Source organism: Alphaproteobacteria bacterium PA2 (genome assembly GCA_002256425.1).
Classification (GTDB): domain Bacteria; phylum Pseudomonadota; class Alphaproteobacteria; order Caulobacterales; family Caulobacteraceae; genus Phenylobacterium.
On the sequence record NKIZ01000001.1, the window covers coordinates 852,946 to 870,721 of the forward strand.

General features: G+C 63.5%; 15 protein-coding genes. 6 read left to right on the top strand and 9 right to left on the bottom strand.

Going from position 1 to position 17,776, the window contains the following annotated elements:
• Positions 1 to 30: 30 nt before the first annotated feature.
• The 3 genes from CFE28_04145 to CFE28_04155 all read right to left on the bottom strand — a co-directional run bounded on the left by CFE28_04145 (position 31) and on the right by CFE28_04155 (position 4,482).
• Positions 31 to 1,260 carry an acetyl-CoA acetyltransferase gene (locus CFE28_04145; protein ID OYU69264.1) on the bottom strand — a complete coding sequence of 410 codons (1,230 nt, stop codon included), beginning with the start codon at positions 1,258 to 1,260 and terminating at the stop codon, positions 31 to 33.
• Between the two features lie 194 nt (positions 1,261 to 1,454).
• Positions 1,455 to 2,393 (bottom strand): NAD/FAD-dependent oxidoreductase, encoded by a 939-nt coding sequence (locus CFE28_04150; GenBank protein OYU69265.1) that lies wholly within the window; start codon positions 2,391 to 2,393, stop codon positions 1,455 to 1,457.
• A 109-nt stretch (positions 2,394 to 2,502) separates the two neighbouring features.
• Positions 2,503 to 4,482 (bottom strand): hybrid sensor histidine kinase/response regulator, encoded by a 1,980-nt coding sequence (locus tag CFE28_04155; protein OYU69266.1) that lies wholly within the window; start codon positions 4,480 to 4,482, stop codon positions 2,503 to 2,505.
• Positions 4,483 to 4,490: 8 nt separating this feature from the next.
• Here CFE28_04155 and CFE28_04160 point away from each other — a divergent pair, with 8 nt between their 5' ends.
• Entirely contained in the window at positions 4,491 to 5,201 is a 711-nt protein-coding gene (locus CFE28_04160; GenBank protein OYU71544.1) for a glutathione S-transferase, read from the top strand.
• Positions 5,202 to 5,205: 4 nt separating this feature from the next.
• Here the strand turns inward: CFE28_04160 and CFE28_04165 are convergent, their stop codons facing one another.
• The 3 genes from CFE28_04165 to CFE28_04175 all read right to left on the bottom strand — a co-directional run bounded on the left by CFE28_04165 (position 5,206) and on the right by CFE28_04175 (position 8,638).
• Positions 5,206 to 7,143, bottom strand: coding sequence for a glutaryl-7-ACA acylase (locus CFE28_04165; protein OYU71545.1), 1,938 nt, complete (start codon positions 7,141 to 7,143; stop codon positions 5,206 to 5,208).
• A gap of 128 nt (positions 7,144 to 7,271) precedes the next feature.
• Complete coding sequence (locus CFE28_04170) at positions 7,272 to 7,727, bottom strand: hypothetical protein (protein OYU69267.1); 456 nt, start codon at positions 7,725 to 7,727, stop codon at positions 7,272 to 7,274.
• Positions 7,724 to 8,638, bottom strand: a complete 915-nt coding sequence (locus CFE28_04175) for a short-chain dehydrogenase (GenBank protein ID OYU69268.1) — start codon at positions 8,636 to 8,638, stop codon at positions 7,724 to 7,726. Before CFE28_04175 ends, CFE28_04170 begins: the two co-directional genes overlap by 4 nt.
• A 230-nt stretch (positions 8,639 to 8,868) precedes the next feature.
• Between CFE28_04175 and CFE28_04180 the strand changes: the two genes are divergently transcribed.
• Entirely contained in the window at positions 8,869 to 9,918 is a 1,050-nt protein-coding gene (locus CFE28_04180; GenBank protein OYU69269.1) for a hypothetical protein, read from the top strand.
• 6 nt (positions 9,919 to 9,924) lie between these two features.
• Here the strand turns inward: CFE28_04180 and CFE28_04185 are convergent, their stop codons facing one another.
• A complete protein-coding gene (locus CFE28_04185) occupies positions 9,925 to 12,708 on the bottom strand; it encodes a peptidase (GenBank protein ID OYU69270.1) in 2,784 nt (927 codons plus the stop codon).
• Positions 12,709 to 12,890: 182 nt separating this feature from the next.
• On the opposite strand from CFE28_04185, the gene CFE28_04190 reads away from it, so the two are divergent.
• The 4 genes from CFE28_04190 (at position 12,891) to CFE28_04205 (ending at position 16,364) form a co-directional block, all read left to right on the top strand.
• Complete coding sequence (locus CFE28_04190; GenBank protein ID OYU71546.1) at positions 12,891 to 13,565, top strand: nitroreductase family protein; 675 nt, start codon at positions 12,891 to 12,893, stop codon at positions 13,563 to 13,565.
• 70 nt (positions 13,566 to 13,635) lie between these two features.
• Positions 13,636 to 14,592, top strand: a complete 957-nt coding sequence (locus CFE28_04195; GenBank protein OYU69271.1) for a hypothetical protein — start codon at positions 13,636 to 13,638, stop codon at positions 14,590 to 14,592.
• Between the two features lie 18 nt (positions 14,593 to 14,610).
• Complete coding sequence (locus tag CFE28_04200) at positions 14,611 to 15,576, top strand: aldo/keto reductase (protein ID OYU69272.1); 966 nt, start codon at positions 14,611 to 14,613, stop codon at positions 15,574 to 15,576.
• On the top strand, positions 15,543 to 16,364 hold the full coding sequence (locus CFE28_04205; GenBank protein ID OYU69273.1) for a hypothetical protein: 822 nt from the start codon (positions 15,543 to 15,545) through the stop codon (positions 16,362 to 16,364). The genes CFE28_04200 and CFE28_04205 overlap by 34 nt, the downstream gene beginning before the upstream one ends.
• On the opposite strand, the gene CFE28_04210 is transcribed toward CFE28_04205, so the two are convergent.
• Complete coding sequence (locus tag CFE28_04210) at positions 16,365 to 16,985, bottom strand: SAM-dependent methyltransferase (GenBank protein OYU69274.1); 621 nt, start codon at positions 16,983 to 16,985, stop codon at positions 16,365 to 16,367.
• Positions 16,982 to 17,755, bottom strand: a complete 774-nt coding sequence (locus CFE28_04215; GenBank protein OYU69275.1) for a hypothetical protein — start codon at positions 17,753 to 17,755, stop codon at positions 16,982 to 16,984. Before CFE28_04215 ends, CFE28_04210 begins: the two co-directional genes overlap by 4 nt.
• Positions 17,756 to 17,776 lie beyond the last annotated feature (21 nt).

Here is a 17,776-nt window from a genome sequence, read left to right on the forward strand (position 1 = left end):
ATAGTTGGACCTGTTTCTGGAAGGTCCGACCTAGACGCCCACCACCAGGCTGACCGAGGTTGTGGCGCTGCCGCCAACATTGAAGGTGGCGAAATTCCTGGCGCCTTCCACCTGATAGTCGCCGGCATTGCCTGAAACCTGACGCCAGGCGTCCAGGGCCATGCGCACGCCGGTTGCGCCCACCGGATGGCCCAGGCCGATCAGTCCGCCTGACGGATTGACGGGCAGGCGGCCGCCCAGGGCGATGGTGCCGTCTTCAACAGCCCGCCAGCTCTGGCCTGGGGGCGTTATGCCGAAGTGGTCAATGGCCATGTATTCGGTGATCGAGAAGCAGTCGTGCACCTCTACCCCGTCACAGGCATAGATATCCTCCATGCCGGCGCGACCCAGGGCGTCCATCATCGCCTTGCGCACGGTCGGGAAGACATAGGGCTGTCCACGGCTGGCATTCACCTTTGTAGAGTAGAGCAGAGGGGCGGTAGCGTGGCCCCAGCCCTTGATGCGCGGAATGCTCTCCAGCGCAATGCCACGCCGCTTGGCGTACTGCTCTGCCACCTCTCGGGAGGCCAGGAAGATGGCTGCCGCGCCGTCGGTCACCTGACCACAATCGGCCTTGCGCAGGCTGCCCTCGATGTGCGGGTTCAGCTCGTCATTGTCGGTGAAGTGGTCAGGAGTGATCGCCCACTTGCGCGTCTGTGAGTTGGGATTCTTCTTGGCGTTGGCGAAGGCGATTTCGGAAATGCCCCGCAGATGGGCCCGGTCGAGGCCGAAGCGCTCCTCATATTCTTCGGCGACGTTTGAGAACATGTAGGGCCAGAGATAGCGGGCGTCCTGCGCCTCCTGCCCGGCCCAGGCGGCTGATCCCAGATACTCCGCTGCGCGCTGGCCAGGCACATTGCGCATGAGCTCAATGCCCAGCACCAGGGCCAGACCATACCGTCCAGCCTCGATCTCGGCGCTGGCCGCCAGAATGGCGATGCTGCCAGACGCGCAGGCCGCTTCATGGCGCGAGGTCGGAATGCCTGCCATGTCGGGGTGCACATGGCCGAAGAATCCGCCCAGCTGACCCTGACCGGCAAACAGCTCTCCCACGAAATTGCCGACATGGGCGGTCTGGACCTCACGGGGCTCAATTCCCGTAGTGGCAAAGGCCGCCTCGGCGGCGTCGCGGAAAAGCTCGAACATGCCACCGCCTTCGCGCTCGATATTCCGGGCAAAATCGGTCTGGGCGCCGCCCAGAATGAAAACTTCAGCGGCCATGTCAGTCTCCTTTGTCGATCCCCGCCAGGGAGGGCGCATGAACACTGATGCGCATCACCTTGCTGGTCGTTGAGCGCGGCAGGCCTTCGGAATGGAAAGGCCGTCCATGTGGGTGGAAGACTGCCAAATCCTTCGGGGTTTGTCAGGACAAATGTATCGGTCGGCGATCGGCCCCTGCCTTGAGGGCGGCCACCTCAATTCCCGACAAGATCCGCCAAACGGGTCCCCGATAGCCAGGCGGCCTCGACCCGTGGCCCCAGCAGCCAGTCTCCGCAGAGACCCAGGCAGCGCCTGGGGTCCCAAAGGGCGCCAGACCCCTGGGTCCCAGATCTGGCATATCGCCAGCGGTGGGCGCTCTGGGCGATCGGGTGTGCAGGACTGATGGCAAGGGAGTCGAAAAGGGCGCCGAGCAGGGCCGGGATGACCTCTTCAGCCGATGCCTCAAGATGCGTGCGTGACCATGCGGGAGAGGCCTGCAGAACCCAGGCCTCGGGGCCTGTGCGTCCGGGCTTTGACGAATTGCGTGCGGCCCAGACGAGGGGGGAGGCCTCATCACCACGCCAGCAGTCGATCCCTGTTTCCAGCCTTTCGCTGAACGCCGCCATGACGGTCCAGCACGGATCAGTCGGTGTCGCCTCCGCCAAGGCTGAGAAGTCAGGTGAAACCGACGCCGTCAGTTCAGCCGCCTGTTCGGCCGGAAGGGCGACCACGACGGCGGCCACTGCCTGTGAGGCGCCATTTTCCAGCACCACCCGCCACCCCGCTCCGTCGGGCGCCAGTTGCATGACCCTTGCACCCCAATGAACCTCAAATCTTCCCGCCATTTCGCGCAGGGGTGCGTTCATGCCTGGCGTGCCGACAAAGGCGTCTTCTCCGGCCGCAGGCCAGGGTGCAATCAGGCCTGCCCGGATCCAGGCCTCGGCTCTGGCCTGAAAGCCCGGGTCCCGAACGGTGAAATACTGGGCGCCGTGGTCGAAGGCGGCTTCTCCCATCGGAGTCTCTGTCCGGCGAACCGACATCCGGCCGCCGGCGCCGCGCCCCTTGTCGAAAAGCAGGACCTTGTGACCGGATTCCGCCAGGCGTTCGGCGCACGCCAGGCCCGCCATGCCTGCACCTATGATCCCGATATGCATTGGTCTCTACGCCCTGCGACTCACGAACTGTATCGGGCGCCAGTCTAGGTCCACCCGCCTGATCAGGTCTTGATCGGATTTCCGACGACCGTGAATCGAGGGTCTTCAGTCAGGCCTGGGCAGAGCCAGCCATGACCGCTGACGAGGGCTCGGCCTCCTGCCTGCCGGAAACATCAGGGCGCATGGCCTCATCAATGGCCGCGAAAAGCGCGCTGACTTCCAGAGGCTTTGCGACGTGTCCGTCAAAGCCCAGGGCGCCATACTCCGCAACCTGATGGGCCAGGGCGTCTGCAGTAAGGGCGAGAATGGGTGTGCGGGCCCGACCTGTTTTCAGCTCCAGCGCCCGGATCTGCCGGGTTGCTTCGATGCCCCCCATGACGGGCATATTGATATCCATGAGCACAAGGTCCCAGTCCCCGGAGGCGAAGGTTTCGACCGCTTCCATGCCGTTGGACGCCAGGGTGGGGGTAAAGCCGCCATGACCCAGCAGGGTTCTGAGGACAAGCTGGTTTATCTCATTGTCCTCAACGGCGAGGATGCGAGGGGATCTGGAGTTTTCAGCCTGTTCGACAGGTTGAGCGTCATCCGTGATCGCCTCATGCTCTCCCTGAGCCACGGCTCCGGAGGCGCTGACCGGAACGCACGGGATCGACAGGGTGAAGACCGACCCCTCTCCCTGGGTGCTCCGCACGGCAATGTCGCCATCCATCAGCCCTGCCAGCCGGCTGCAGATGGAAAGTCCCAGGCCCGTGCCGCCAAAATTACGGGTCGTAGAGGTTTCAGCCTGGGTAAAGGGCTGGAACAGGGCGCCCAGCCGGTCAGCGGGGATACCGATACCCGTATCGGCCACGCTCAGCCGCAGGGTTCCGTCCTGATAGTCTGACGCCAGGGTAATACTGCCCGCCGGGGAAAATTTGATGGCGTTGGAGATCAGATTGTAGAGGATCTGCCGAAGACGCGTGGGGTCTCCCAGATAGCTGCCAGCCGATCCCTCGCCCAGCTGAACGGCTAGCGTCAGGCCCTTGGCGGTCGCCAGGCGCTCAAATGGCGCAGTCGCGCTTTCCAGAAGGGCCGTGAGATCAAACTCGACAGATTCCAGCGTCAGCATGCCGGCCTCGATCTTGGCCTCATCGAGTATGTCGTTCAGGACCGTCAGCAGGTTGTCCCCGGACTCCTTGATCACATTCAGCCGTGCGCGCTGCTCCTGGGAAAGATCGCCCAGGGTCATGGCCTGCGCCATGCCAAGAATGCCGTTCAGTGGGGTACGGATCTCATGGCTCATGGTCGCCAGGAAGCTCGACTTCGCTTCGCTCGCCAGGCGGGCGGCCTCTGCAGCTCGCGCCAACTCTTCATTGGAACGCATCAGCTTTCGTTCGGTGGCGTTGAGAATGAAGGAATTCAGCAGGATGGTTCCACAGGCCCCCAGGGTCGCCAGGCTCGCGGCCAGGGCGACGAACGGCGTTGCATGCGCCGATAGATAGGAGATCAGCAGGTAGGACAGGGTCGTCAGTTGGGGCAGGATCAGGGTGAGAAACAGCTTGCGGCTGTAGTAGGAACCCAGCGCCGCAAAGAACGACACGGACATCAGGTTCATCACTGCAGCAATATGGGTCACCATCCCGCCCACATTCCACAGCAGGAGGGCATGGGTGATCCAGATCAGCGAAGATGCTAGCGCATTGGCGTAGATGGCCCGGCTGTACCTGAAGTTTCCGGAGGCGAACCGCCTGCACAACCAGTATCCAGCGGCCTCGTTGACAAGCAATGCGGCCAGCCAGGCCACAGCAATCGCGGGCGAGAGGTAGGCGTAGAGGAAACTGGAGATCAGCAGGCCGATCACCGGGCGAACCATCGCCCTGGAGCCTTCTGCCCTTGCATAGTTTGCCAGGCTCTTGCGTTCTTCTGTTTCCAGAGCCCGGTCGAACACAGACAGCTTTGATCCTGGGGCCAGCATCAGGACCCTATACCCACAATAGGTTTGAGGATGTCCTAACCGTCCGACACTGATCAGCCTGGGACAGCTGCGTATTGTGTCAAAACCCGTGACGAAGGCAGGCATAGCGTCGATAGTCACGCGACGCAGGAGCATAAGACATGATGAAACTCTATTCCGGGGACCTGAGCCCCTATTCGGCCCGGGTGCGGATGCAGATCTACGCCAAGGGCCTGACCGACATCAGCATTGAGCGCCCCGCCCACTTCGGAACACCGAAGTTCCGGGAGGAATTTCCCATAGGCCGCATTCCGGTCCTGGATATCGACGGCGACATGATGCCGGAGTCCGAGGTCATCGCCGAATATCTGGAAGAGATGTTTCCCACGCCTTCCATGCTGGGCGCCAGCCCTCGGGAGACCGCCCATATCAGGACCATCGCCCGGGTGGGGGACATCTACATATTGAACAACATGTTCATGCTGTCTGGCCAGTCCCGGGCCGAGACCCGCAACCAGGGGATCATCGACCTGCTGGGTGGGCAGGTGGTGCGCAATATCAAGGCCCTGAACAAGATGATCGGTCAGGATGGCTATGCCTGCTGCGGCCGCCTGACCATGGCTGACTGCGCCCTCGTGCCGGCCCTGTTCATGGTCGAGAACGTCCTGCCTTCCACGGGCATGGAAGACCCTATCCCGAAGGCGGCCAATGTCGCGGCCTACTGGGCTGCGATCCAGCAGAACGAACACGCGGCAAAGACCCTGGTGGAGCTGCACCGGGGTCTCGAAGAGCGGCGGGAGATGATCCGCAACGGCACCTTCGCCAAGATGATGGCCAAGGCCGCCGCGGCCATGGCGGAGGCTGAAAAGGACTGATCCCTCAGGGCGCCTTCGCCAGATCGTCCGACACGGGCAGTACGACTGCCGATGGCGCCTTTGGACTGTGATGAATGCTCTGGGTCGCCTTGCGGTAGTCGCCGGGACGGGCGTTGAAGATGTTGGGCACAAAGGTCTGCGGATTGCGGTCATAGAGCGGGAAGAGGCTGGACTGAACCTGCACCATCAGCCTGTGTCCAGGCAGGACCACATGGTCCACATTGGGCAGGTTGAAGCGGTAGAGCTCGACCTTGCCGGGGGTCAGGGTCTTGGGATCCGACAGGCTGTGCACATAGCGGCCGCGATAGATCTCGATCCCCACCGGCAGTTCATAGCCCGCCATTTGCGGCTTCTCGGTCTGTCCGTTTTCTGGCGAGGTGTTTGGGTAGACATCGATCAGCTTGACCACCCAGTCTGAATCCGTTCCCGAGGTTGCGGCGTAGAGCTCGACCTGCGGCGCGCCCTTGATGTGGACAGGATGGTCCAGGGGGGCGGTCTGATAGGACAGGACGTCCGGACGGTCAGTGACAAACCTCTGATCGCGGACCAGCCAGGTCTTCCACTGATTTCCGTCCTCCATGTCGATCGGCCGGGGCAGGAAGGGCACAGGCTTGGCGGGGTCAGACACATAGTCGTCATGGTCGCTGGCCTGGGCGCCTGGCGCTTCGAAGGAAGCCTTGAACCCATCGTGCAGGTAAAGCCTCACGGGCTTGCCGACCGGCCAGTGGCTTGAGGTTTCCCAGCGGTTGATGCCGGTTGCGTATGTCAGGACCGGCGGGGTGTGCGGGTCGGGGGCGTCCTTGAGATAACGGTCGAAGAAGGGCTTCATGTATCGGACCCGGAATTCCAGGGCCGTATCTCCCGTGAAGGCCAGGGGTCCAAGGCCCATGCCATAATGGTTGACCCCGGAATGCCGCCACGGGCCGATCACCAGGAACACCTTGTCATTGGCCTTGTCCTTGGGCTCCATGGCCCGATAGACCGCAGGGGCGCCATAGCTGTCTTCCTGGTCCCACTGACCCACCACCAGCATGGTCGGGACGGTCAGGGGCTGGTCTGCCATCCACTTGTCCACCGCCTGCAGGGACCAGAAAGACGTATAGGCCGGGTTCTGCAGGAGCTTCTGGTTGGACGGATAGTGTTCGACCCCCCACTTGCGCATGTAGTCGCCGCTCGAGCCGGCCTCCAGGTAACGGGTGTAGTCGTCGCCAACACCGCCGGCGATGTTGGCGCCCTCGGCCTTGGCCGTGCTCTGGCCGACCACAAAGCCGATGGTCGGGTTGCGGAAGGCGCCATTGTGGAAATCGTCATCACCGATCCAGGTGTCGACCATGGGACTCTGCGGCGCCACCGCCTTCAGGGCCGGATGCGGATTGATCGCGGTCATCAGGGTGGTGAACCCAAGGTAGGAAGATCCGACGACGCCCACCTTGCCGTTGGATTCCGGCGTGTTCTTCACCAGCCAGTCTATGGTGTCCCAGGCGTCGGTCGACTCATCAATACCGGTCGAGTTCAGGGGTCCGACAATCGGTCGGGTCATCACGAAGTCGCCCTCGGAGTTATGCAGGCCCCGGATGTCCTGATAGACGCGGATGTAGTTATCTTCGACGAATTCCGTGTCCATGATCGGCAGGATTTCGGTTATGGACTGGCTGGGGGTGCGATGCACCGAGCCCTTGGCGTCATAGGGCGTCCGCGACATCAGGATGGGGGCGCCGGTGGTCCCCTTCTTCATGACAATGACCGTGTAGAGCTTCACCCCGTCGCGCATGGGGATCATCACTTCCCGCTTGATGAAGTCCGCCTCGGGTCTGACCTGTTCGTACTTCGCCACCACATCGGGGGTCATGGGGGTGACGGGCGCAGCCAGGGCGGGGAGGCTGAAGGCCGCACCGGCGAGCAGGGCGATGGCCAGGCGGATCGGGAAATGTGGACGGGTCATGCAGGCGCTCATGCGAGGTCGGGCGGAAGGACCGTTGGCGCAGGCGGGCTGAACCAGTTGGGACCTGGGCGTGTTGAATGCAGGATCATGCGGCGATTGCCGAAAGACCGCAAACTGCCGGGCGGGATCTAGCTGCCCTTGACGGCCTTCTGATCGAGGATCCGGGTCATTTCCCGCCGCTCAATCCGCCACCCGTCCGGTGTCTTGCGGTAGTGGTCCCGATATTCGGCCACCAGCTCCACGCCGCCAGGAGAGATCGGATAGGGGAGGGGCCCCTGGCGGGCGGGGCCATCGACCACGAGGCCGATGCAGAAACCCTCGGCGCGATCGGGGCCCAGGACCGTGACAACCGGGTTCTGCAACATGTGCCGGCGGATCTTTTCCCGTGGAAGCCGCTCGGCGACCTTGCGGATGGCCCCATGCCCCTTCACCTCGAATGAGGGTTCGGTGGTCTGCCCCCAGACGGCGTCTTCTGTGAAGACTTTGACGAAGCTCTCATAGTCCTCGGCATCCAGCGTGACATTGTACCTCGCCATCAGTTTCAGGCAGGCGTGCTCGATCATGAAGGTTTCCAGGTCGGTCATGACTTGTTCTCGATTCCGTCTCGGGCCGCCGCTTCGGCATAGCTGGGATTGCGCGAAGACCTCAGCAGGGGCTCCGGATCGAGGAAGGCGGTGTCCGGGACATCCTGAAACGCCGCAAGCACAGCCCTTTGGCGTTCTTCCACCAGCGGCAGGTATTCCGGATGAGTGATCACGTGAAGCCGGTCCTCGACAATCGCTTCAAGGACCCTCTGTCCGACATCTTCAGCGGGCATGAGGATGACCCCGGCTGGATTGACCACCTTTGCCGGGCGACCCGCTGCCAGGGCGTGGCGGGACTCTGAATTTGCACTGAGACGGCTTTCGACCCCGCCCGGACAAAGTATCGAGACCCCGATGCCCATGGACGCCAGTTCCGCCCGGAGGCTTTCGGACAGCGCGACGACCGCAAACTTCGAAGCCGCGTAGGCGCCAAGGCCGGCGGGGGCGATCAGGCCGGCCATGGACGCCGTATTGACCACGTGACCGGGCCGACCGTCAGCCAGCATGCGGGGAACGATTTCGCGGACCCCCAGGAAGACGCTGGTGGCGTTGGTTTCCATTACCAGACGCCAGGTCGACTCCGACATGTTGATCAGGCCCGGCGCGACCCCTTTTTCCCTTTGCCCCTGTCCGACGCCCGCATTGTTGCAAACGATGTCCAGCCGTCCGAACCGTGCCCAGACCCGATCCGCGGCCTGCTTCCACGAGGATGCGCTTGTGACGTCCAGATGCACGGGAAGGCAGGTGACGCCTTCTGCCTCGAGAGTCCGTTGCGCGGAGTTTAGGGCTTCGGGGTCGATGTCAGCGATGGCGATGGCCAGGCCCTGGCCGCCAAGGGCCCTGGCGATACCGAGGCCAATGCCACTTGCGCCCCCGGTTATCAGGGCGACCTGATCAGACTTCAGCTGCATGCCCTTGCGCTCCACTTCCTGTAACGCGAACGCCAGTGCTGGCTCCGGCCGCGCACTCTATGACCCTTTGACGGGAATCGGGAAGGCGGCGGGGGAGAATATTGATCCAGGGCGGCAGGAGAGATCCTGGCCGACCAGCACCTGTCTGACGGGGTTTCAGGCGATAACCATCCAGCTATAAGTCCACGTTGGCAAAACTGCCGGTGACAGCCTTGAAAGGGAAGGGAAGCATGTCCGGAACCTTGGCCGCAGCGCCCATGATCTCCTTCTTGATCTGGCTTCTCGCCGCAGGCTCAGCCTTCGCGGGTCCGCTCGAAGATGGACGAGCAGCCTGGGCGAAGGCCGACTACGGACGCGCCATGACCCTCCTGCGACCGTTGGCGGACAAGGGTTCGGCCATGGCCCAGGGTCTCGTCGGACGGATGTACGATGATGGCCTGGGCGTGCCTCAGGACAAGGCCAAGGCCGTCGAATACTACGAAAAGGCTGCGGCGCAGGGCGACTCAACCGCAAGAAACAACCTCGGCGTCATGCTTCAGGCGGGTGACGGCGTTCCAGCCGATCCCGTCAGGGCCGCCAACCTCTACGAGGCCGCGGCGGCTTCGGGAAATGCTACGGGTCAGTACAACTTCGGCTGGGCGTTGGTGCACGGCATGGGGCGTACTGCGGACCCTGAGGCAGGTTATCGCTATTACCGGCTCGCGGCGGCGCAGGGCCATGTGGCGGCCGGAGACAGCCTGCCAAACCCTGACCTGCCTGACGGAGATCGCATCTCCCTTTCCGACTTCACGGTGACTGTAGAGCCCGGAAATGGGCAGCCTCTATACAAGCTGACACCCACGCGCACGCTTCCGGACATCCATTTTCCGGGCAAGGCCGATCCGCGCGTCTCCCTGATCCTCGACCTTGGCAAGCCGACAAGGACCATGGGCGATTTCATTGATGTCTATCTCAAGTGGGACGAGCGGCGCCTCCCGACATCCCGGTTGAATTACGCCCTCGTCACCATTGAGGTTGACTGCAACCGTCACAGGTTCCGGGAAACCGTCGTCTACAATCTCTTCAAGGCGTCAGCAGGCGGCGGCGGCGGTATCGGCGCCCCCGACCATCCGGACTGGAGTTGGCCCGCCAAGGGCGGACCTTACGATCTGGCCATGACCAGGGCCTGCCAGTTCAAGGCCTTCATCGGCCCCAACCTGGAAGCCATGGCCGCCAAGCCGGCGCAAGCCCCGGCATCAGAGGTTGGAGAGCCCAAAGACGCCGAGCGTACGAAGCGCTGACCCTGTTCAGCGACATCCCCCTTCGCTAGCGCTGGCCGGGCCATAATAGAGCCCGTTGAACAGGAACCGGAAGGCGGCGTGGGACTGGGCGCGCTGGTTTACCTCCGGTCCCATGAGGACCAGGCGGCCCTTACCGACGCAGGCGTCGACAATGGCGCCGGCGCCTTTCAGCTGTTTCTGGCCGAGGGCCCAGCCGCTCATGAGCGGGTTTTCACTGTCAAAGGACGCGACCACTTTCACGCGGGCCGTCCCGGTCGCCTTGAACACCGGGCTTGAGTCAAAGAACAGGGCCACCTTGTCTGGCGCGCCAAAGGCCAGGGGATTGGCGGTGTCGACACTGGCCTGGACCACAGAGCCTGGAATGTAGAACCGTGTGTTTGGCAGGGCGCGCGTCTTGCCGTCGACGGTCTCGGTCAGGGGATTGGTCAATGGCAGGCCCAGCATTTCAGCCAGGCCTGTGGAGTCCCCCACCGCCAGGACGGTTCCGCCGGCCTTCATGAAGGCGTCCAGTTGAGGCGCCGTCTTCTCGGCCGTGACGGCGCCGAGCAAGGCGCGGTATTGCGGTGGAATGTCCTCGGCCCGGGGCTGTCCGGGACCCCGACGCACGGCCTTCACATTGTGGGCCTCGATGCCGATGCTGTCGGGCAGGATCAGGACGTCAAAGTCCCGGCGCAGGGCTCCCGCGTCCAGACGTTGGGGATAGACGACGGTGTAGGGGAACTCGAACTGCTCCAGCAGCCAGCGGTTCCAGCCGGAGGCCATGCTGCCTCCATAGATATCGGCCAGGGCGATCCTGGGCGCTTTCAGGGCGATCAGCTTGCCAGTCGGCGCCTTGTCGACACCATGTGCCGGGACCCCAAGGCGGGCTGCAGCGGTCTCAACGATCTGCCGGGATTTGGGGCTGGCGGGGATCCAGAGGGCCCCGCGACCCAGGTCCTGGCCGCCTGCGGTCGTCGGACCATCGATCCAGTAGACCGGCAGACCAGCTCTGGTCAGGCGGTTGGTCAGGATGAAGCTGTCATTGATCTGATGGCTGACCAGATAGCCGGCGCCGACATGGCCGACCACGGCTGCAGGGGGCGGGGCGATTTCGTCCGTCACCGGCTGGAAGGGACCAGTAAAGCCCTCGAGGACCCGGTCGAACTTCACGCCCATCTGATAGGCCAGGGTGTAGCCGGTGGTGTCATAGGGCCGGATCGGCGGGCCGCCGGGATATTCGAAATCCTGGGGGTGATCCTGCGGCTCGAACATGTCCAGCACATGGGGCCGATAGGCCTGGGCGGTCAGCACCACATAGGACCCTGCAGGATAGGTCTTGCCCTCAACGGCGAAGCTAGCGGTCGCTTTCTGGACGGTCACTCCGGTCTTGACCAGGGTGTTGAGGAACTTCACCGCCGTAGGGAAGTCCGGCTGATCTGCCGGGAGGATATAGCCCCGGGCGTCGCGCTTGGCCGGATCGCGCAGGACCTGGGCGTAGAGGGCGGGATCTATGCCGCCCTGGGGCGGCGGAGCCTTGCCCTTGGCGGCGACATCCAGGGCCTCGATGTCATGGCTGGTGATGGTCCAGCTGTCGGTTGAACCCCTGGCGATCTGGTTCGCGCCCATCCTGTAGATGTTGAACAGCAGGCGTTCGCGGTTACGGCTGGCATAGTCCAGCAGGCTGCGGTTCATCGACAGGGAGTAGTCGATGGACTGACGGAAGTGCCAGGTCTGCGGTGCGACCGGCAGGGGGATGTCGTTGCGGGGCAGCTGGTTGCGGGCCACCAGGGGCACCGGCATGGGGGTCGGATTGCCGATGATCTCGGTCAGTATGCCGATGGCGTTGTGGAAGTAGGAAATGGTCCGCAGGGAGCCGTTGAACCATGTGGAATAGGTCGCGCCGCTGCGCATGGTCGAACCGGGCTTGCCCTCGGCCACCAGTCGACTGTGCATGGCCGCGCCGGCCTCGCTCAGCTCGGTCATGATCAGGGGATCATAGTTGTAGTTAAACGGGTCGCGGAAGGGCGGCATGAAGACGATCGCGCCCTGGGGCCCGGTCTGGTGGTGGTTGTAGATGATCTGCGGAAACCACTCCCGGAAGTTCACCCGGTTGATGTTGGTGCTTTCCGGCTGGGCCGACATGTAGAAGTCGCGGTTGTTATCGTGGCCGATGTACTTGTGATAGAGGACCGGCGTGTTCGCCAACGGGTTGGGCACGGTCGAAACCCCGCCGACCCGCTTCAGGGGATCGGTGTTGCGCATGTACCAGTTGGCCAGCAGTTCCTGGCCGTCGGGATTGTCCTGGGCGAACAGGATGATGTTGTCGTCGAGGATCCGCATCCATTCCGGATCCGTATCGGTCAGGCCCTTGTAGACGGCGAGCATCAGGGCCTGGGCTGGTTCGACCTCGGAGGCGTGCAGGCCGCCGTCAATCCATACCACCGCCTTGCCCTCCCGCGAGAGTGCGCGGGCCTCGTCTTCGGAAAGCCCTTCGGCCCTGGCCAGTCGCGCGGCAATCGCCTTGTACCGGTCAAGGTTCTTCATGTTCTCCGGCGAGGACACGATCATCATGTACTGGGGGCGGCCTTCGGCGGTCTTGCCGATCTCTACAAGCCGGGCGCGGTCGGACTGGGTGGCCAGGGTCTTCCAGTAGGACTCAAGCTGGCTGTAGGTCGCCAGGAAATAGTCCTCTCCCAGGTCGTGACCCAGGGCCTCCCGTGGGGTGGTGATGTGCGCGGCGGGCTGGGCGGCCAGTGGCGCGGTCTGCAGTGAGAGGGCCGCGATAGCCAGCAGGACAAGGCGCTTGCGCATGAGGGGCTCCGTCGGCTCGGGACGCTGGGTTGAAGTGCAGACCCGACCCTAGCAGCCCCTCCTTCAGTCGGCCATCTTGCAGGCATCCGGGTAATCGCGACCTTCCCGTCAGGGATAGCAGGCCTAGTCTGGAATCAGGGCCAGGCGAGCGCTGCCATATGGTCGATACTGGAGAACCTGTCTTGAACGTGTCCGAAGCCCTGGAGAGTCGCTTTACCTGCCGGGCCTTCCTGCCCGATCCCGTGGCCCCTTCGACAATTGCGGCATTGCTCGAAGCCGCCCGGCGGACGCCCTCCGGCGGAGACCTCCAACCCTGGTGGGTCTGGGCCCTGACCGGAGAAAAGCTGAAGGCGCTGACGTCCATTGCGACGGGGGAAGTTGCGGCCGGAAGGCTACTGGCGGACCCCGTGGAGTACGTGATCTATCCCCCCGAGAAAGAACCCTATTCCGGACGCCGGTTCAGGACGGGCGAGGCCATGTACGAGGCCATTGGTCTTGCCCGGGATGACTGGCAGGGGCGCATGCAGCAGACGTCCCGCAATTTTGAGTTCTTCGGCGCGCCTGTAGGCCTGTTCATCGCCATTGACCGGACCATGCTGCCGCCCCAGTGGGCCGACCTGGGCATGTTTCTCCAGTCCCTCATGCTTCTGGCCCGGGAGCATGGACTGCATACCGCCCCGATCGAAGCCTGGTCTTTCCAGCACAGGACGGTCCGGGACTTCCTGGGCATGCCCGAAGATCTGATCCTCTGGTGCGGCCTGGCGATCGGCCATGCGGACCCCGCAGACCCGATCAATGCCTTTCGCGCCGAGAGGGCTTCGCTGAGCGAATTCGCCTCACTTATTGGGTTCGAATGAGCTGCAATTCACTTATTGACGGTTTATATAATAATGGATCTACTGCCTTCGGTTTCAGGGAGGAAGCCGAATGGACAGGATAAGCGACCCCAATGACGGGGACTGGACCCTTGACCCCGAGGTGCTCGCCCTGCGCGCCCACCTCGAGGCCAATAACGGCATCAAGGGCCTGGATATCCTCGACGCCAGTGATGTCGGCCATGCCCCCGAACTGTTCCTGAGGGACGGGTTTGTGGTCATCGCAAACGCCCTGACCTCCGAGCAGACCGACTTCCTGGCCAAGGGCTGTGATGAGGTGATGGCCGGGATCCTGGCCCTCGACGAAGACCGCAAGGGCAATCGCGGATCGCACCGATATTCCTTTGGCGGCTCCAGCCTGACACGAAGCCAGCTGCATCGCCCGGAGTGGCAGATGCTGCTGGACATTCCGGTGGTGACGCAGGTCGTGACGTCGATCTTCCAGTCTTCGAACTATGTCCTGCGGGCGGCCAGCGGGGACTTCTGCCTGCCTGGCGCCGTGGGCTATCAGCCCCTGCACTCCGACGTCCAGGACTGGCGTGACGACAGCAAGACGCCCTTCAGCGCTTTTCACGATCCCCGGCGGCAGCTGACCATCCGCGATCTGCCCTGTCCCTATGTCTGCGTGAACTTCCTGCCCCAGGACGTCACCCGCCTGAACGGGCCCACCCGCCAGATCCCCGGCACCCAGCATTCCCGCACCCGTATTCCGTCCCTGGACGACGAGCCGGAATGGATGCGCCTCAGCACGGTCTGTCCGGCGCCGGCGGGCGCCATCATGGTCCGGGACGTCCGGGCCTGGCATGGCGGAACCCCCAATATCTCGGACAAGGCCAGATCCATTCCCAATCTGGAATTCTACGCCCCCTGGTTCAGGGAACCCATGGTCCCGGGCATCTCCCATGCCGACTACAGGAAGCTCTCGGATCATGCCCAGCGGCTGGTGCGCCATTGTGTGGCGGACTCCAGCGAAACCCTCCAGACTGGCCCCACCCTGCGCGCGCCGTAGGTCCGGGGAAGGACCCTCATGAAGTATCGTCAACTTGGCCGGTCGGCCCTGAAGGTCAGCGAAGTCTGCCTGGGCACCATGAATTTCGGGCCGCGCACTTCGCGTGAAGACTCCTTCGCCATTCTGGATGCGGCGGTTGGGGCAGGGGTCAATTTCATCGACACCGCCAACCAGTATGGCGGCCATCTGGGTGTCGGGACCACAGAGACCCTGCTTGGAGAATGGCTGGCGCAGGATCGCGCCCGGCGGGACCGGCTGGTCCTGGCCACCAAGGTCCATGAGCCCATGTCCGACGACATCAATGACCGGGGCCTATCGGCGCGCCACATCCAGATGGCCTGCGACGCCAGCCTCAAGCGGCTGCAGGTGGACCACATCGACCTCTACCAGATGCACCACATTGACCGGTCCGCGCCGATGGACGAGATCTGGCAGGCCATGGATCGGCTGAGGGCCCAGGGCAAGATCACCTATGTCGGCTCGAGCAACTTCCCGGGCTGGAAGATCGCCCAGGCCAATGAGCGGGCCATGGCCGCCCGCCAGCTGGGCCTGATCTGCGAGCAGAGCCTGTACAATCTGGTGGAGCGGCGGATCGAGCTTGAGGTCCTGCCGGCCTGTCAGGAATACGGGGTCGGGGTGATCGCCTGGAGCCCCCTGGCCGGTGGGCTGCTGGCTGGACCTTCACAGGATGCTTCCGGGCGTCGCAGTGCGGGAAATATCAGTGAGGCGGCGTCAAAGCGCGCCGGTCAGCTGGCGGCCTATGCAGACCTCTGCAGCAGCCTTGGAAAGTCGCCAAGTCTGGTGGCCATTGCCTGGTTGCTGCACCAGAAAGGCGTGGCCTCGGCCATCATCGGCCCACGGACCCTGGATCAGTTTACATCCCTGCTGGCGGCCCCGGACCTGCAGATGGACCCTGATGTCCTGGGCAGGCTCGACGCCATTTTCCCGGCCTGCGGTCCGGCCCCGGAGGCCTACGCCTGGTGACCTGGACCAGCGGGCTTGTCGACGTCACGGACGGTCAGCTGGCCTTTCACCGGACCGGCGGACCGGGCCCGGTCCTCGTCCTTTCCCATGGCCTCACCGACAATGGCCTGTGCTGGAAGCGCTTTGTTGCGGCGGTGGAGGACCGGTTCGACACCATCATGCTGGACGCCAGGGGCCACGGTCGCAGTTCGAGGATTGCCGATGGCCAATCCTTTGATCCAGCCCGGGACATTGCGGACGCACTTGTCGGTCTGGGGATTTCCGGCGCCATCGTCATGGGTCACTCGGTCGGGGCGCGGGCGACAATGGACATGGCGGCCGCCCGGCCGGATCTTGTTTCAAGGGTCATACTCGAGGATCCGCCCCTCATGCCGCTGCTGGATGGTCCGGCCCAGGAGAAACGCCGCACCGGGTTCCGACGGCAGGTGGATGCCTATGGCCAGATGACGGGGACCGAACTCCTGGCCCTGGGCCGCAAGTCCCATCCGACCTGGGGCGAGGATGAGTTTCCCGCCTGGGCACAGGCCAAGAGCCAGGTCGATCCCAACGCCTTGCCGAACTACCTCATCCCCTGGCGGGACTCCCTTGCGAAGATCCAGGCGCCGACCCTCATCGTTCACGGCGAGGCCGGGATGGGCAGCCTCGTTTCGTCAGACCTTACGCTGGAGGCCAGGGGGCTCAATGCCCTTGTGGTGACGGCTGAGATCGCCGGCGCGGGACACAATACCCGCCGCGAGAATTTTGAAGGCTATCTGGACGCTGTATCGCCGTTTCTGGACGCAGCCTGACTATTCCGACGACGGCTTGCTCGCCACTAGGTCAATGAGGGCTGACATGCCCTCGTGACCGACACCTTCGTGGATGGGTGTGTCGTGGCTCTTCAGGGTGACGATTTCGAAGTCATGGAAGGCCTCCCGAAGCATGGCTTCGGTATAGAGGTGGTCGGGTTGTTGCGGACCGCCTGTGCCATTGGCGATCTGCTCTGGTCTGTATCCCTGCAGGAGCAGCAATCCTCCAGGCTTCAAGGCGACTTTGATGTTCCGGAAGATTTCGGTCCGCAGTTCCGGCGGCGCGAACTGGATGAAGATGGCGACGACGACATCAAAGGCCTCCTGCGGCCATGTCCAATGGGCCAGGTCGACCTGCTCCAGGTCAATTCTGACGCCTCGACTGTCCGCCAGCTTGCGCGCCTTTTCCTGGGCGACTGCAGAGTTGTCTATGGAAAGGACAGAGAGGCCCTGTTCCGCCAGCCAGACGCCATTGCGGCCTTCACCATCGGCCACGGCCAGCGCCCTCTTGCCAACCTTGAGGTAGGAGTTGCACTGGGCGAGGAAGGCATTGGGCTCGACACCAAACAGGTAACCCTCCTGGGCATAGCGCTTGTCCCAGGGGTTCTGATGCTCGCTCATCCGTTCAGCGCCTTCCAGGCTACAAAGGCGGCCACGATCAGCACCAGGCCTGCGAAGGCCCGCCTGGCGAACAGGGTATGGCTCGCCATCAGGCCCGCGCCCCTGACGCCCAGGGCCCCGCCTGCGACCCCGCCGATGATGAAGATCACCGCCACCGGCAGGTTGATCAAGCCCGAAACGCCATAGTTCACCGAGGTTGCAGCGCCGAACAGGGCCACAGAGACCAGGGAGGAAGCCGCCGCATTGGCAAGGGTCATGCCGGTGGCCGCCATGAGACCCGGGACGATCAGGAAGCCGCCGCCAATACCGAAGAATCCGGCCGCCAGACCGGTCAGAACTCCGACCGGCGCCAGCCGCATCATCAGCCGCATGTCGATGTGAACATCGGGATCCCCTTCTGACTTCGGCTTTGCGAACATGGACAGGGCGATCGCCGCCATGGCGAGGGCGAAGAAGACCAGCAGTTTCTGGCCATCAACGCTCTTGGCTATGCTGGACCCGAGAAGGGATCCGACAAGGCCGGCGCTGGCGAAGACAATGGCGCAGGGCCATTTCACCCGGCCATTGCGCCAGTGGCCCACCAGATTCAGGGCGGCGTTCACCGAAACGGCCGCAGCAGAGGTCCCGATGGCCACATGGGGATCGCGGACCCCGACGACATAGAGCAGCAGGGGCGTGGCCAGGACGGAACCTCCACCTCCGAACAGTCCCAGGAGCGCACCCACGAGGGCGCCGCTCAGGAGCGATGAAACGATCATGTAGGTCGTCATGAACTGCCGCCGATCACGCTT

What these genes read in the sequence shown, in the direction of transcription:
- CFE28_04200 (OYU69272.1), top strand. Translation starts at nt 14,611, where the DNA reads ATGAAGTATCGTCAACTTGGCCGGTCGGCCCTGAAGGTCAGCGAAGTC.
- CFE28_04185 (OYU69270.1), bottom strand. Translation starts at nt 12,708, where the DNA reads ATGCGCAAGCGCCTTGTCCTGCTGGCTATCGCGGCCCTCTCACTGCAG.
- CFE28_04170 (OYU69267.1), bottom strand. Translation starts at nt 7,727, where the DNA reads ATGACCGACCTGGAAACCTTCATGATCGAGCACGCCTGCCTGAAACTG.
- CFE28_04175 (OYU69268.1), bottom strand. Translation starts at nt 8,638, where the DNA reads ATGCAGCTGAAGTCTGATCAGGTCGCCCTGATAACCGGGGGCGCAAGT.
- CFE28_04165 (OYU71545.1), bottom strand. Translation starts at nt 7,143, where the DNA reads ATGACCCGTCCACATTTCCCGATCCGCCTGGCCATCGCCCTGCTCGCC.
- CFE28_04150 (OYU69265.1), bottom strand. Translation starts at nt 2,393, where the DNA reads ATGCATATCGGGATCATAGGTGCAGGCATGGCGGGCCTGGCGTGCGCC.
- CFE28_04145 (OYU69264.1), bottom strand. Translation starts at nt 1,260, where the DNA reads ATGGCCGCTGAAGTTTTCATTCTGGGCGGCGCCCAGACCGATTTTGCC.
- CFE28_04210 (OYU69274.1), bottom strand. Translation starts at nt 16,985, where the DNA reads ATGAGCGAGCATCAGAACCCCTGGGACAAGCGCTATGCCCAGGAGGGT.
- CFE28_04155 (OYU69266.1), bottom strand. Translation starts at nt 4,482, where the DNA reads ATGCTCCTGCGTCGCGTGACTATCGACGCTATGCCTGCCTTCGTCACG.
- CFE28_04160 (OYU71544.1), top strand. Translation starts at nt 4,491, where the DNA reads ATGAAACTCTATTCCGGGGACCTGAGCCCCTATTCGGCCCGGGTGCGG.
- CFE28_04180 (OYU69269.1), top strand. Translation starts at nt 8,869, where the DNA reads ATGTCCGGAACCTTGGCCGCAGCGCCCATGATCTCCTTCTTGATCTGG.
- CFE28_04215 (OYU69275.1), bottom strand. Translation starts at nt 17,755, where the DNA reads ATGACGACCTACATGATCGTTTCATCGCTCCTGAGCGGCGCCCTCGTG.
- CFE28_04195 (OYU69271.1), top strand. Translation starts at nt 13,636, where the DNA reads ATGGACAGGATAAGCGACCCCAATGACGGGGACTGGACCCTTGACCCC.